Annotated in this window: 16 protein-coding genes; 7 read left to right on the top strand and 9 right to left on the bottom strand. The window is 71.5% G+C overall.

The annotated features are described in order from the left end of the window. Window positions 1-96 precede the first annotated feature (96 nt). A complete protein-coding gene (locus AB0436_RS12350) occupies window positions 97-1,149 on the top strand; it encodes an NAD-dependent epimerase/dehydratase family protein (protein ID WP_366467742.1) in 1,053 nt (350 codons plus the stop codon). On the opposite strand, the gene AB0436_RS12345 is transcribed toward AB0436_RS12350, so the two are convergent. Together AB0436_RS12345 and AB0436_RS12340 are read right to left on the bottom strand one after the other, a co-directional pair. Next, window positions 1,124-2,236, bottom strand: coding sequence for a HAMP domain-containing sensor histidine kinase (locus tag AB0436_RS12345; protein WP_366467741.1), 1,113 nt, complete (start codon window positions 2,234-2,236; stop codon window positions 1,124-1,126). The two genes, AB0436_RS12350 and AB0436_RS12345, sit on opposite strands and share 26 nt — an antisense overlap. Beyond that, a complete protein-coding gene (locus AB0436_RS12340) occupies window positions 2,233-2,973 on the bottom strand; it encodes a response regulator transcription factor (protein ID WP_366467740.1) in 741 nt (246 codons plus the stop codon). Before AB0436_RS12340 ends, AB0436_RS12345 begins: the two co-directional genes overlap by 4 nt. Before the next feature lie 114 nt (window positions 2,974-3,087). Between AB0436_RS12340 and AB0436_RS12335 the strand changes: the two genes are divergently transcribed. The 4 genes from AB0436_RS12335 to AB0436_RS12320 all read left to right on the top strand — a co-directional run bounded on the left by AB0436_RS12335 (window position 3,088) and on the right by AB0436_RS12320 (window position 6,271). Further along, entirely contained in the window at window positions 3,088-3,801 is a 714-nt protein-coding gene (locus tag AB0436_RS12335) for a glycosyltransferase family 2 protein (protein ID WP_366467739.1), read from the top strand. Beyond that, the gene (locus AB0436_RS12330) at window positions 3,798-4,466 is read left to right on the top strand and encodes a DUF2064 domain-containing protein (RefSeq protein ID WP_366467738.1); all 669 of its coding nucleotides are present in this window, start codon (window positions 3,798-3,800) and stop codon (window positions 4,464-4,466) included. Before AB0436_RS12335 ends, AB0436_RS12330 begins: the two co-directional genes overlap by 4 nt. Next, window positions 4,463-5,179, top strand: coding sequence for a class I SAM-dependent methyltransferase (locus AB0436_RS12325; RefSeq protein WP_366467737.1), 717 nt, complete (start codon window positions 4,463-4,465; stop codon window positions 5,177-5,179). Before AB0436_RS12330 ends, AB0436_RS12325 begins: the two co-directional genes overlap by 4 nt. A gap of 114 nt (window positions 5,180-5,293) precedes the next feature. Further along, window positions 5,294-6,271, top strand: coding sequence for an acetylxylan esterase (locus AB0436_RS12320; protein WP_366467736.1), 978 nt, complete (start codon window positions 5,294-5,296; stop codon window positions 6,269-6,271). A gap of 23 nt (window positions 6,272-6,294) precedes the next feature. Here AB0436_RS12320 and AB0436_RS12315 read toward each other — a convergent pair whose 3' ends face one another. Together AB0436_RS12315 and AB0436_RS12310 are read right to left on the bottom strand one after the other, a co-directional pair. After that, the gene (locus AB0436_RS12315; RefSeq protein ID WP_366467735.1) at window positions 6,295-6,618 is read right to left on the bottom strand and encodes an L-rhamnose mutarotase; all 324 of its coding nucleotides are present in this window, start codon (window positions 6,616-6,618) and stop codon (window positions 6,295-6,297) included. A 94-nt stretch (window positions 6,619-6,712) separates the two neighbouring features. After that, a complete protein-coding gene (locus tag AB0436_RS12310) occupies window positions 6,713-7,792 on the bottom strand; it encodes an NADH:flavin oxidoreductase/NADH oxidase (RefSeq protein WP_366467734.1) in 1,080 nt (359 codons plus the stop codon). A 145-nt stretch (window positions 7,793-7,937) separates the two neighbouring features. On the opposite strand from AB0436_RS12310, the gene AB0436_RS12305 reads away from it, so the two are divergent. After that, window positions 7,938-8,288, top strand: coding sequence for a transcriptional regulator (locus tag AB0436_RS12305; protein ID WP_366467733.1), 351 nt, complete (start codon window positions 7,938-7,940; stop codon window positions 8,286-8,288). 11 nt (window positions 8,289-8,299) lie between these two features. Here the strand turns inward: AB0436_RS12305 and AB0436_RS12300 are convergent, their stop codons facing one another. The 4 genes from AB0436_RS12300 to AB0436_RS12285 all read right to left on the bottom strand — a co-directional run bounded on the left by AB0436_RS12300 (window position 8,300) and on the right by AB0436_RS12285 (window position 11,463). Further along, on the bottom strand, window positions 8,300-8,950 hold the full coding sequence (locus tag AB0436_RS12300; RefSeq protein ID WP_366467732.1) for a helix-turn-helix domain-containing protein: 651 nt from the start codon (window positions 8,948-8,950) through the stop codon (window positions 8,300-8,302). A 159-nt stretch (window positions 8,951-9,109) separates the two neighbouring features. Beyond that, entirely contained in the window at window positions 9,110-9,805 is a 696-nt protein-coding gene (locus AB0436_RS12295) for an HAD-IA family hydrolase (protein WP_366467731.1), read from the bottom strand. Between the two features lie 60 nt (window positions 9,806-9,865). After that, complete coding sequence (locus tag AB0436_RS12290) at window positions 9,866-10,801, bottom strand: M56 family metallopeptidase (protein ID WP_366467730.1); 936 nt, start codon at window positions 10,799-10,801, stop codon at window positions 9,866-9,868. Between the two features lie 83 nt (window positions 10,802-10,884). Further along, the gene (locus AB0436_RS12285; protein ID WP_366467729.1) at window positions 10,885-11,463 is read right to left on the bottom strand and encodes a DUF5134 domain-containing protein; all 579 of its coding nucleotides are present in this window, start codon (window positions 11,461-11,463) and stop codon (window positions 10,885-10,887) included. 214 nt (window positions 11,464-11,677) lie between these two features. Between AB0436_RS12285 and AB0436_RS12280 the strand changes: the two genes are divergently transcribed. After that, on the top strand, window positions 11,678-12,235 hold the full coding sequence (locus AB0436_RS12280) for a GNAT family N-acetyltransferase (protein ID WP_366467728.1): 558 nt from the start codon (window positions 11,678-11,680) through the stop codon (window positions 12,233-12,235). Window positions 12,236-12,293: 58 nt separating this feature from the next. Here AB0436_RS12280 and AB0436_RS12275 read toward each other — a convergent pair whose 3' ends face one another. Continuing rightward, entirely contained in the window at window positions 12,294-12,944 is a 651-nt protein-coding gene (locus AB0436_RS12275) for a glycerophosphodiester phosphodiesterase family protein (protein WP_366467956.1), read from the bottom strand. Window positions 12,945-13,066 lie beyond the last annotated feature (122 nt).

The raw sequence follows: 13,066 nt of genomic DNA, 5'->3' as shown, positions 1-13,066 counted from the left end.
GCAGGCCGCGCCGGTTCCGCCACACCACTTCTTACGGACCGGTGACACCGGCGCCGACAGCGCCCGGACGGCCGTCCGGCGCCGTACGGTCCGGATATGCGTGTACTCGTCACCGGAGGCGCGGGCTTCATCGGCTCGCACATCACTCGGGCCCTCACCGACCGCGGGCACTGCCCTGTCGTCATCGACGCCCTGCTGCCGTCCGCCCACCCCCGCCCCGAGCCGCCGCTGTCCGATGCCGAGTGGATTCACGCGGATGTGCGGGACGCCGATGCGGTGGCCGGCGCGCTGCACGGCGTGGACGTGGTCTGCCATCAGGCGGCCATGGTCGGCCTCGGCAGGGACTTCGCGGACGCCCCCGACTACGTCAGCTGCAATGACCTGGGCACGGCGGTGCTGCTGGCCGCCATGACGACGGCGGGGGTCCGCGGTCTGGTGCTCGCCGGATCGATGGTCGTCTACGGCGAGGGCCGCTACGACTGCCCGGCCCACGGCGAGGTCCGGCCGGGCCCGCGTGCGGAGGCCGACCTGGTGGCCGGGCGGTTCGAACCCCCCTGCCCGCGCTGCGGGACCGACCTGCGTCCCGGCCTGGTCGCGGAGGACGCCCCGGTCGATCCGCGCAATGTGTACGCGACCACCAAACTCACCCAGGAACACCTGGCCGCCTCCTGGGCCCGCGCCTCCGGGGGCCGGGCGGTCTCGTTGCGCTACCACAACGTGTACGGCCCGGGGATGCCGAAGGACACTCCGTATGCGGGTGTGGCGTCGTTCTTCCGCTCGGCACTCGCCCGCGGCGAGGCCCCCCGGGTCTTCGAGGACGGCCGCCAGCGCCGGGACTTCGTCCATGTCCGGGATGTCGCCGCCGCTGACGTCCTCGCCCTGGAGGCCCTTGCGGACCGCGCGCCGGCAGCCCTCACCGCCTACAACACCGGCAGCAACACGCCGCGCACGGTCGGCGAGATGGCGGGCGAACTGGCGCGGGCGTACGGCGGTCCGGCGCCGGTCGTCACCGGCGAGTACCGGCTGGGCGACGTCCGGCACATCACCGCCGACTCGCAGCGGCTGATGAACGAACTCGGCTGGAAGCCGGAGACGGGCTTCGCCGAAGGCGTGGCCGAATTCGCTAGGAGCGGGCTGCGGGGAGAGTGACCTCGAAGCGGCAGCCGCCCGTCACATTACGCACCGCGGCCCTTCCCGCGTGCGCCTCCACGATGCCGCGCACGATGGCCAGCCCGAGGCCTGCGCCGCCAGGGGGCGTGCGGGCAGCGGTGCCCCGCCAGCCGGTGTCGAAAACCCGTGGCAGATCGTCCTCGGGGATGCCACCGCAGCCGTCGGTCACCGAAAGCACCACCGAGTCGGCCAGCAGCTCGGCAGCGACCGCCACCGTGCCGTCGGCCGGCGTCCGGTGGATGGCGTTGACCAGCAGATTGGCGAGCACCCTGGTCATCTCCTTTCCGTCCACCTCGACGGGCAGCGGCGCCACGCGGTCGCCGTCCAACCGGACACCCAGCTCGCGGGCCAGCGGGCCGGCACCGGCCAGCGCGTCCCCCACCAGGTCGTACACGGACATCCGGGTGGGGGAGAGAGTCAAAGCCCCGGCATGGATGCGCGACAGTTCGAACAGGTCGCCGACCATGGTGTTCATCCGGTCCACCTCCGCGCGGATCTGCCGGAAGTAGCGTTCGGGTTCGTCGGCCACCCCGTCCTCCAGCGCCTCGGACATCGCCCGCAGTCCGGCCAGCGGAGTCCGGAGATCATGCGAGATCCAGGCGACCAGTTCCCGGCGCGACGTCTCCAGCGCCTGCTCCCGCCGACGGGACGCGGCGAGCTTCTCGCTGGTCGCGGCCAGCTCCCGGCCCAGCTCGGCCAGCTCGGCCGTGGGCGCGCCGCCCGGCGCGGCGAAGTCGCCACCGTCGCCGAAGGTACGCGCCGCGAGGGTGAGGGCCCTGCTTCCTGCGACGACCCACCGACCGAGCAGCAGCGCGGTCGCCAGCGACACCGCGGCGGCCATCGCGACGACCAGCGTCACCACCTTGAGGTCGTGCCGCGAAAGGAACATCGCCCAGGCAACCGCCAGCGTCCCGGCAAGCATCGCGGTCACCGCGACCGCCGAGATCACGGTGACCGATACCGCGACCGAGCGGTGTCGCAGCAACCGCAGTGCCACCGCGCCGAGCAGTCCGGCCGCGGCGGCGCCGACGAAGGCGTACAGGGCGATCCACAGCACATCGTTCACCGGGCCTCCGCTCCGTCGGCGGTGACGCCCGAAGCCGCGTCGAACCGGTAGCCGACGCCCCACACCGTCTGGATCAGCGTGGGCACCGCCGGATCGTCCTCGACCTTCCCGCGCAGCCGGCGCACATGGACCGTCACGGTCGACAGATCACCGAACTCCCAGCCCCATACCTCGTGCATCAGCCGCTCCCGGCTGCAGGCCTGCCCCGGGTGCTCCACCAGATACGCCAGCAGGTCGAACTCCCGCAGTGTCAGAGCGAGTTCGCGGCCGTTCTTGGTAGCCCGCCGGGCCGCCGGGTCCACCGTGATGCCGGCCGCGCGCAGCCGCGGACCCGGCCGGTCACCGCTCACCGCGCTGCGGCGGAGCACCGATTCGACGCGCAGCACCAGTTCCCGGGGGCTGAACGGCTTGGTCACATAGTCGTCGGCGCCTATCTCGAGGCCCAGAATCCGGTCGTCCTCGTCGCCCCTGGCCGTCAGCATGATCACCGGCACCGGGCCGGTGTCGCGCAGCGCCCGGCACACCTCCAGGCCGTCCATGCCGGGCAGCATGAGGTCGAGCACCACCAGGTCCGGCCTGCGCCGTGCGGCGCACTCCAGGGCGGCGGGTCCGTCGGCCGCTCGGTCCACGGCGTATCCGGCCCGGTCGAGATAGCCGGTGACGACTTCGGAGACGGTCGGGTCGTCGTCGACCACCAGCACACGGGGCGGGTGGAGGGCGGGGTGCGGGTTCTGCATGTGCCCAGCCTGTCACCGAGCCGCCGCAAACGGCCCAGTGCTTCGGCGCCGGGGTGCGGATGTCCGCGTTTCGTAAGGACTGGAAACCCCGCAGGCCACTTTCCGGTTCGTACGGTGAGGGACGTGACCGACCTCATCCCGACGACGGTGGACGTCGTCCTTCCCTGCCTCGACGAAGCGGCCGCGCTGCCCTGGGTGCTGGAACGCATTCCCACCGGATGGCGGGCCCTGGTGGTCGACAACGGTTCCACGGACGGCTCGGCCGCCCTCGCGGAGTCCCTCGGTGCCACCGTGGTCCATGAGCCGCGGCGCGGCTTCGGCGCCGCCTGCCACGCGGGCCTGCTCGCCGCCACGGCGGACCTGGTGTGCTTCTGTGACTGCGACGCCTCGCTGGACCCCGGTCTGCTGCCCGCGCTGGTCCGCGGGGTGACGGACATGGAGGCCGATCTGGTGCTGGGCCGCAGGCGCCCCGCGCGACGCGGTGCCTGGCCGCTGCACGCCCGGGCCGGCAACCTCGCGCTGTCCCGGATGCTGCACACCCGGACCGGGCTCCGGCTGCGCGATCTCGGCCCGATGCGGGCGGCTCGCCGCACGGCGCTGCTCGGCCTCGGGCTCACCGATCGGCGCAGCGGCTATCCGCTGCAGATGGTCGTACGGGCCGCCGACGCGGGCTGGCGGATCGTCGAACAGGACGTGCCGTACCTGCCCAGAACCGGGAAATCGAAGGTCACCGGCACCTGGCGAGGCACCTGGCAGGCCGTCGGCGACATGCGCGCGGTGCTCGCCGAAGTCGCCGGAGGATCCGTCGCCGAAGGGGCGGTGCGATGACCACGCTGCTGGTGATCGCCAAGGAGCCCAGGCCCGGCCGGGTCAAAACCCGCCTCACCCCGCCCTACAGTCCGCTCGAGGCCGCCGGACTCGCCGAGGCCGCGCTCGCCGACACCCTCGCCACGGTGGCCGGCTGCCCCGCGCAGCGCCGGATCCTGGTGCTGGACGGGGCGCCGGGGGAGTGGCTGCCGCCGGGCATCGAGGTGGCACCGCAGTGCGCGGGAGGGCTCGACGAACGGCTCGCCGCGGCATTCGCCCGCTGCACGGGACCGGCCCTGCTGATCGGCATGGACACCCCGCAGATCACGCCCGCCCTGCTCGCTCCGGCACTCGGCCCGGATGCCTGGTCCGGCTGCGACGCCTGGTTCGGTCCGGCTGCCGACGGTGGTTTCTGGGCCCTCGGGCTTGCTGAGCCCAGGCCCGGACTGCTCCGCGGCGTCCCCATGTCCACCCCGGTCACCGGCGCCGTGCAACGCGCCAGGCTCATCCGTGCCGGACTCACCGTGCGCGATCTCCGCACGCTGCGGGACGTCGACACCGCGGACGACGTCCGGGAGGTGGCCGCGCTGATCCCGGACAGCAGCTTCGCCGCGGCAGCCGCAGCCGCAGAGGCAGCGGCCTTGGCGTCCCCGGCCGCCCCTTCGCACCCTGCGGGCCGCGCATGACCGCGCCGGTACAGTCGCGCAGCTGGCAGGCCGATCCGTACACCGACGCGCTGCGCACCGGACGTGGCCCGCTCTTTCTGCGCAGGGACGACGGCTGGCTGTTGCCACTGGATGTGGAACGCTGGTGTGCGGGCGCCGACCGCGCCGACATGTCGGTCCTCGGCCGGTGCGAGGGGACGGTCCTCGACATCGGCTGCGGCCCCGGCCGGCTGGTCGCCGCCCTCGCCGCGCTCGGACACCGCGCCCTCGGCGTCGATGTGAGCCCCGCCGCAGTGGCCCGCACCGCCCGGGCCGGCGGGCCTGCCCTGTGCCGTTCGGTCTTCGAACAGCTCCCGGGGGAGGGACGCTGGGGCACCGCGCTGCTCATCGACGGCAATATCGGCATCGGCGGCGATCCAGTGGCCCTGCTCGCCCGCACCGCCCAACTCATCGCCCCCGACGGTCTCCTGCTGGCCGAGGCCGCTCCCGTGGAGGTCGACGAATGCGTACGGGTCCGGGTCGACGACGGCAGGGGCGCTGCCGGAGCCGGCTTCCCGTGGGCGCGGGTGGGCGCGGGCGCCCTGCTCCGCCATGCCCGCGCGGCCGGCTGGACACCGGAACGTCAGTGGCGGGAGCAGGGCCGCTTCTTCGTCGCGCTGCGGAGGGCCGGTGTCCTGGTGCGTCAGGCGCGCGCCAACGCGGAAGCAGTCGCGGGCAGTTCGCCTGTCTCGTGAACCACACTGCGTGACGGGCCGGTCCCGCGGTCCGGATGCGGGCTTGCGTGCCGGGGGAAAGGCCTTACTGTGGCGGTCTCGATCACTTCGCCGCATCGACGAGGAGTACCTCAGATGGCCTTGTTCGACCTTCCGCAGGATGAACTCCGCAGCTACCGATCGCAGTCCGTGGAGCCCGAGGACTTCGACCAGTTCTGGGCGAAGACACTGGCCGAAACCCGGTCCCACGACCTCGACGCCCGGTTCGAGCCCGTCACCGGAACCGGACTGACCGCGGTGGACGTGTACGACGTGACGTTCGCCGGCTTCGGCGGCCACCCCGTCAAGGGCTGGTTCATACTCCCCGCGGGCACCGCCGAACCCCTCCCGGTCGTCGTGGAGTTCATCGGTTACGGCGGCGGGCGTGGTCTCCCGCACACCCATCTGCTCTGGCCCGCCGCCGGTTTCGCCCACTTCGTGATGGACACCCGCGGCCAGGGCAGCGGGTGGGGCGGCGGCGACACCCCGGACCCGGTCGGCAGCGGGCCTGCCTACCCGGGCTTCATGACCCGTGGCATCGAGGACCCCTACGCGTACTACTACCGTCGGGTCTTCGCCGACGCGGTGCGGGCCGTGGAGGCGGCCGGGTCGCACGAGTCGGTCGATGCCGCGCGCACCGCGGTGATCGGTGGCAGCCAGGGGGGCGGCATCACCATCGCCGTCGGCGGTCTGGTTCCCGACCTCGCAGCGATCGCCCCCGATGTGCCGTTCCTCTGCGATTTCCCCCGGGCGACCACGCTCACCAACCGCGCTCCGTACCGGGAGATCGGCAGCTATCTCGGTACCCACCGGGGCAGGGACGCGGAGGTGTACCGCACACTGGCCTACTTCGACGGAGTGCACTTCGCGGCCAGGGGACGTGCCCCCGCGATGTTCTCGGTGGCGCTGGAGGACGAGACCTGCCCGCCGTCGACCGTGTTCGCCGCCTTCAACGCCTGGTCGTCCCAGGACAAGCAGATCGAGCTCTACACGTTCAACGACCATGAGGGCGGCGGCCCCTTCCAGGAGGCCGCGAAGCTGCGCTGGCTGCCGGAACGGCTGACGGCAGGCTGATCAACGACCGCGGCCGTGCCGGGCTACTCCATCAGGAAGACCTGCTCCATCGGTGTCCACCAGTCGCCCGGACGGGCCTCCGGAACGCGTACCTGGCAGGGATCGGTGAGCTCCCACCACTGCCGGGTGGCTTCGTCCTGCGCCAGCGCGGCGAGATCCGCCGACAGGTCCTGCCCGTGGTACTCGAAGTAGCTGAAAAGCCGGTCGCCCAGCAGATGGATGGAGTAATTGGCGACGTGGCTCGCGCGCAGCCGTGCGAGAACGGGCTCCGGGACGGCCCGGTGCAGTTCCCGGTACTCGGCCAGCTTCTCCGGACGTATCTTGATCACCTGCGCGACCCGCTGCATGCGCCAGCCTCCTTGCTGATCGGTTCGGTCGCCACGCATCACATCACACGCCGAGCGGGGTGGGCGGCCCTGGACCGCCGACCACCACGGGCCGTCAGACCGAGCGGTGGTACTGCTGAGGTACCTGCACGTGGCCGCCGAGTTCGCGGGCGGCGCGCCGGGCCCAGGAGGGGTCGCGGAGCAGTTCGCGCCCGAGCAGCACCGCGTCCGCCTCGCCATTGGCCAGGATCTTCTCGGCCTGCTCCGTCTCGGTGATCATGCCGACCGCCGCCACCGGCAGTGGCGTCTCGGCCTTGACGCGGGCGGCGAACGGCACCTGGTAGCCGGGGCCGGTCGGGATGCGTACCCGCGCCGCGTTGCCTCCGGACGAGACGTCCAGCAGGTCGACGCCGTGCTCCTTGAGCAGCGGGGCGAGGCGAACGGTGTCGTCGGGCGTCCAGCCGCCCTCGTCGAGCCAGTCGGTGGCGGAGATGCGGAAGAACAGCGGGAGTTCCTCGGGCCAGACCTCCCGTACCGCGTCGACGACCTCCAGGGCGAACCGCGAGCGGTTCTCGAACGAGCCGCCGTACTCGTCGGTGCGGTGGTTACTGTGCGGGGAGAGGAACTCGCCCACCAGGTAACCGTGCGCGCCGTGGATCTCGGCAACCCGGAAGCCGGCGTCCAGGGCCCGCCGAGCGGCATCGGCGAACTGGACGACGATCTCCTTGATCCCGTCGGCCGTCAGTTCGTCGGGGATGTGGTGGCCCTCGTCGAAGGGAACCGCGCTCGGGGCGACCGGCTGCCAGCCGTCCTGGTCGGCGCTCACCGGGCCGCCGCCGTTCCAGGGGCGGTCGGTGGACGCCTTGCGTCCGGCGTGCGCCAGTTGAATGCCCGCCACCGTGCCCTGTCCCTCGAGGAAGCCGGTGATCCGGCGGAACGCCTCGACCTGGGTGTCGTTCCAGATACCGAGGTCCGCCGGGCTGATGCGGCCCTCCGGGCTGACGGCCGTGGCCTCGACGATGATCAGCCCGGTGCCGCCGGCGGCGCGGGCCGCGTAGTGCGAGAAGTGCCAGTCGTTGGGGGCTCCGGTGTTCGGCCCCGAGGTGTCGGCCGAGTACTGGCACATGGGCGGCATCCACACCCGGTTGGGGATGGTCAGTGACCGCAGGGTGTACGGCTCGAAGAGGGCACTCACGATCGGGCTCCATTCGCAACGGCTACCGGAAACGGTTAGTACGATACACATCGTAGTACGGGCAATGTCAAACTACGACGATGCTCGTACAATGAGTGCTCAGTGACCGAACGACTCTCGAGGTATCGAGCGAAGTGGAGCCGACGTGACGAGCGCGACGAGCAGCCGCACCCTGGCTCATCCGAGCTGTGACGAGATCCGTCTCGAAGGGGTGCTGCACGCCCTCGCCGACCCCATGCGGATGTGCGTCGTTCGTGAACTGGCATCGGACGGGGGCGAGCTGGCGTGCTCACGGTTCGACCTGCCGGTGACCAAGTCGACCAGCACCCACCACTTCAGGGTGTTGCGTGAGAGCGGCGTCATCCAGCAGATCTACCGGGGTACCGCGAAGATGAACAGGCTGCGCCGTGAAGATCTGGAAGCGCTGTTCCCCGGCCTGCTGGGGAGTGTGCTCGAGGCCGCCGAGCGGGAGTCCCGTCGCCTCGGCGAGAGCTGAACGGACGCGGGCTACGGCTGCGGCGGCGGACCGGCGAAGTCGTGCCGGGCATCGCCGGGTGGGGGTTCCTCGTCCGGTGGTACGCCAAGCCCCCATTCCAGCCCGTACCGCTGGAAGAGCTCGGCGCGCAGCCGGGCCAGCGGCATCGGCGCCCCGGGCAGCAGTTGCGCGAAGACCGTGCCCATCAACTGGGCGCGCAGCAGCAGATAGCCGGCGGCCGGATCGGGAGACCCATAGCTCCGCACCGTCTCGTACAGCACCTGCGCGAGCCGCTGCTGCTCGGGGCACTGCACAAACCCCTGGGCCTGCAGAATTCCGGCCATATGGGTGCGCATCAGGACGGGATGGTCGGTGGCGAGTCCCAGAACCGCGTCGATCGCACGGGCCAGCAACTCCTGTCCGTCCTCGGTACGCGGCTCGCGCTCCAGGGCGGCGCTGAGTGTGCGGTGCATCAGCCGGTGCACCGCTGACTGCAGGAGCTGCCGCTTGCCGGGGAAGTAGTACGAGACCAGACCGCGGGCCGAGCCGGCCCGATCGGCTATGTCCGCCAGGGTGGTCGCCTCGTAGCCGCGCTCGCCGACAAGATCCACTGTGGCCTGCAGAAGCCGCTCGCGGGAACGTCGCCGCAACTCCTCATTGACCGATGGGCTTCGCGGGGACATGCTTGACTCCTGCGTTGACTGGCTCTCAGCCAACTATACTCAACGCATCCTGCACAGGGGTCCGTCGGGTCCGTTGTGCGGGGCTGCACCCGAACCGGGCGACGCGGGGGATCGTCCGGTTCGGGTGGTTCTGCTGCCTTGCCCCGCCCTCACCGGTGCTCACCCGATCAGCTCGAGAACGGGCCGCAGCCCGTCGGGGCGTTCCGCGGCCGGTAGGTGGTCCACGAAGTGGACGGCGCATCCCAGATCCGCGGCTCCGCCGTCGGCGCCCCGGTCGTCCCCCACCATCAGGACATCGCGTGGATCCTGTCCCACCGCCTCGCAGGCGATGCGGAAGATCCGCGCTTCGGGCTTCTGGACGCCGTGTTCGTACGAGAGGACGTAGTCGTCCACCAGGCCGTCGAGGCCGTGGGCGCGGAAGACCGGCCGCAGATCCCACCCGATGTTGCTCAGCACGCACACGCCGATGCCGCGGTGGCGCAGCCCCTCCAGCACCTCCACGGCGTCCGGGTACGGGTGCCAGGCGGCCGGCGTCATGTGGCGGTCGTACAGCGCCTCGTAGAGCGCGGCGTCCGGCAGCGCCACCTGCCGCGCCAGACCGGTGAACGCCGCACGATGCTGCTCCGCACTCTTGTCGCGGGCCGCCCACAGGGCGACGAGGTGGCTGGGCACCTGCTGCGGGGGCGGGCCGCCGGGGAGGGCCCCGGACCACGTCAACTCCCGCTCGCAACGTGCGAATTCGGTGTCACTCAGGGACATCCCCGCATCGTCCACGACGGCCCGGAGCCAGGCTCCCACCGGCTCGATCCGGCAGAGCGTTCCTGAGAAGTCGAAGAGCACAGCCTTGATCGTCATACCGGCATCCTTCCTCATGTGCACGTGCTGTCCGAGTGCTGCCCGCGCCCTCTGCGGGTGCTACCCGAGCGCGCGCAGCCCGGGTACGAACGCCACCAGCAGCGGTACGGCCGGGACCAGCGCGGCGGCCGCGGTGAGCCGCAGCCTGCGGCCGGCGGTCAGTCGCGGGGCGGCGCTGAGCAACCGGTCGACGCGGCGCGGAAGCTGTGCGTCGGGCGTCGGGCAGGGGCCGAACACCCCGCGATGCTCGTTGAGTTCGACAAGTGCCAGGGCTATGGTCAGCCGCCCGAACCGACGCGATGCCACGTCGTCGGCGGCGAGCTCCACCAGCCGGTGCATCTCCTGGCGGAACGCGGCGAACACCGGAATCTGGGGAAACCCGGCCGCGAGCGCGGCTGAGCAGTGCAGCAGCCAGTCGTGCCGCGCCCGTGCGTGGCCCTGCTCATGGGCGAGCACGGCATCCAACTGCCGCCCCTTCAGACGCCGCAGGGCCGCCGTGGTGATCACCAGCTGAGGGTGGGTACCTCGCTGCCACCAGGCATCGGGACGCTCGCCCTCGATCACCACGAGCCGCTCACCGCCGGGTTCCTCACCGGGCAACACCGGGGAGCGCACCAGGAGTTCCTCACGGCTCTGCCGGCGTCTGGCCCTCGCCCGGTGGATCTCCCGGGTGAGCATGGCCGCCGTCCAGATGCCGCAGGCCGCGAGAACCACCGAGGTCGCCGCCGACCACTGGGCGTAGGTACCCAGGGCGTAGGCCTCCACGACGGCGTGCGGGGCCGGCGCGAACACGTTGCCCCGTACCAGCTGCCAGGCCGCGGCAGCGCTGAACGTCATGGCGAGCGCGAAACACAGCAGTACGGCGGCCACCACGCACTGCCACACCCAGAGCGCCACCACCGGCTCCCGCTCCGGCCACTGGGCGCGCGCCAGAAGCCGCGGAGCCGCGACAGCGGCCACGGCTCCGAGTAGCAACAGCGCTAGGGAGACCACCATGGGCGTCAGCTTATGAGCGCGGCGGAGCCCCGGGTATGGTCCGGCTTCTCAAGTGATGTATGACACGGTCGTGATCGGCGAGTTCAGAGCGTCAGCAGCATCGCGAACATCGCGATGCCCATGGAGAGCCGGCAAGCCAGCGTCAGCTCCGGCCGGGCACCCCAGCCCGGTGTCGCGGCGTTCGCCGCCCCGCCCGTCGGCCCTGCCGCGACCGGCGGCGGCACGGGTATCAGGGTGGCGCCGGTCCGCAGCACATATCCGGCGTAGTACGCCAGCAGCACCCCGGTGACCAGCGGAACCCCGCCGGCCGCGTGTTCCATGTGGCCCGCTTGCATGCCGCCGGAGGCCATCGGGACCGTCATGTAGACCATGGCCAGGGTCCCTACCAGATGGTGCAGATGGTGACCCGCGGTGCGTGCCGACCACAGGGCGCGCAGCGCACCGCAGCCGAACACCACCGCCAGCACCGTCCACCCCCGGGCCGGGATGGTGACCAGCGCCGCGGGCAGCGCCATGACGGCCATGCCGAACGCCATCAACGCCTCGCCCCCGGCCGATGCGCGGGCCGACTCCGAATTACTGCGCAGGCGCGCCAGGCAGTAGGCGCCGGTCGCTGTGCTCAACGCCACCAGCAACCAGCCGGACATCGCAGGTCCGTGCACGGATCTTCTCCCCCGTCGGCGTCACCGCTCCGCCGGTCGGGACCGGCCCGGGCGGTACGGGCCCCTCGGTAGGGCGCCCCCAGGCATCGATTCCCGTACCGGCCGAAGCGCACGCAAGCGCAGAGGCGTACACGGGGAGCGCGACCCGGCGCGTTGCCGCCGCGCGTTACTGTCGGGGAATCTTCGGCCCACCTCCGACGGGAGACCTCACCTCATGGACACCGCCCCCGACCCGCTCACATTCCGGGATGCTGCCGAGTCCGACGTACCGGCGCTGGTCGCGCTGATCGAGTCGGCCTACCGAGGGGACGCCAGCCGCGGCGGCTGGACCACGGAGGCGGACATTCTGGAGGGCCAACGCACCGACCCGGAAGGGGTGCGCACTGTCATAGCCGCCCCCGGAAGCCGACTGCTGGTGGTGGAACGCGACGGCCGGCCGCTCGCCTGCTGCCAGCTGGAGCACCGCGGCGCGGCTGCCTACTTCGGCATGTTCGCGGTGAGCCCCGGCCACCAGGGCGAGGGCCTCGGCAAGCAGATCATCGCCGAGGCCGAACGCACGGTGCGCGCGGACTGGGGGGTCCTCGAGATGCACATGACGGTGATCTCCGTACGGAACGATCTGATCGCCTGGTACGAGCGGCGCGGTTACCGCCGCACGGGCCGGATGACGCCCTTTCCGTACGGCGACGAACGCTTCGGCATCCCGCTCCGTGACGACCTGCAGTTCGAATTGCTGATCAAGCGGCTCGCAACGGTCCCCGCATCGCAGTGACCGCCCGGAAGGCCCGCGCGGTGACCGGTGACGGCGTCCGCGCGGCCGTCCGTGCCGGCTACGCGGTGAACCGCCCGGTGCGGCGGATCTCCGGATAGTCGGTCGTCGCACCATCCAGGTCCAGCGCCCGAACCAGCCGCAGATGGTCCTGCGTGTTCACCACCCAGCCCAGGACCTTCAGGCCCTCCGCATGCGCCCGCTCCACGGTCTCCAGGGTCAGCCTGCGGATGTTGAGCGCCACCGTCGCCGCGCCGACCGCCTTCGCCCGATCCACCACATCGGCTCCCCACCGGCTCGCGATCAGAGCGGTCCGTACCCCCGGAACCAGCGAGCTGATCTCAGCGATCGCCTCGTCGTGGAACGACGACACCTCGACCCGGCCCACCAGATCCCGCCGCCGCATCACCTCGGCGAGTGCGCGGGCCGCTGCCGCGTCCTTGATCTCCGCCTGAAGCGGTGAGCGCACCGCATCGAGGACCTCGTCGAAGACGGGCACCCGCTGGCCCTGGCCGGCGTCGAGTTCACGCAGTTCGCCGAGCGTCTTGTCAGCGATGGCTCCCTTGCCGTCGGTCGTCCGGTCCACTTCGGTGTCGTGCATGACGACCAGCGAGCCGTCCTTGCTCAGATGCAGATCGAGTTCGATGGCGTCCATGCCCGACTGTTCCGCGCGCACGAAGGACCGCAGGGTGTTCTCCGGCTCGACGCCCATGACCCCGCGATGTCCGATGATGAGGAGACTCAAGGTTCTCTCGCTTCCGTCGATGGCGGCTCTCGCGGCATAGCTACCCACATGACGGAGCCGCAGCCCAGTAGCCCACCCCGACGACCGGC

It is taken from the genome of Streptomyces sp. NPDC051322, assembly GCF_040689485.1.
GTDB lineage: Bacteria > Actinomycetota > Actinomycetes > Streptomycetales > Streptomycetaceae > Streptomyces.
Note: the sequence above shows the minus strand (reverse complement) of the source record. Positions and strands in the feature narration are given on the sequence as shown.

What these genes read in the sequence shown, in the direction of transcription:
- AB0436_RS12350 (WP_366467742.1), top strand. Translation starts at nt 97, where the DNA reads ATGCGTGTACTCGTCACCGGAGGCGCGGGCTTCATCGGCTCGCACATC.
- AB0436_RS12300 (WP_366467732.1), bottom strand. Translation starts at nt 8,950, where the DNA reads ATGTCCCCGCGAAGCCCATCGGTCAATGAGGAGTTGCGGCGACGTTCC.
- AB0436_RS12275 (WP_366467956.1), bottom strand. Translation starts at nt 12,944, where the DNA reads ATGGGCGTCGAGCCGGAGAACACCCTGCGGTCCTTCGTGCGCGCGGAA.
- AB0436_RS12295 (WP_366467731.1), bottom strand. Translation starts at nt 9,805, where the DNA reads ATGACGATCAAGGCTGTGCTCTTCGACTTCTCAGGAACGCTCTGCCGG.
- AB0436_RS12315 (WP_366467735.1), bottom strand. Translation starts at nt 6,618, where the DNA reads ATGCAGCGGGTCGCGCAGGTGATCAAGATACGTCCGGAGAAGCTGGCC.
- AB0436_RS12330 (WP_366467738.1), top strand. Translation starts at nt 3,798, where the DNA reads ATGACCACGCTGCTGGTGATCGCCAAGGAGCCCAGGCCCGGCCGGGTC.
- AB0436_RS12320 (WP_366467736.1), top strand. Translation starts at nt 5,294, where the DNA reads ATGGCCTTGTTCGACCTTCCGCAGGATGAACTCCGCAGCTACCGATCG.
- AB0436_RS12325 (WP_366467737.1), top strand. Translation starts at nt 4,463, where the DNA reads ATGACCGCGCCGGTACAGTCGCGCAGCTGGCAGGCCGATCCGTACACC.
- AB0436_RS12340 (WP_366467740.1), bottom strand. Translation starts at nt 2,973, where the DNA reads ATGCAGAACCCGCACCCCGCCCTCCACCCGCCCCGTGTGCTGGTGGTC.
- AB0436_RS12290 (WP_366467730.1), bottom strand. Translation starts at nt 10,801, where the DNA reads ATGGTGGTCTCCCTAGCGCTGTTGCTACTCGGAGCCGTGGCCGCTGTC.
- AB0436_RS12280 (WP_366467728.1), top strand. Translation starts at nt 11,678, where the DNA reads ATGGACACCGCCCCCGACCCGCTCACATTCCGGGATGCTGCCGAGTCC.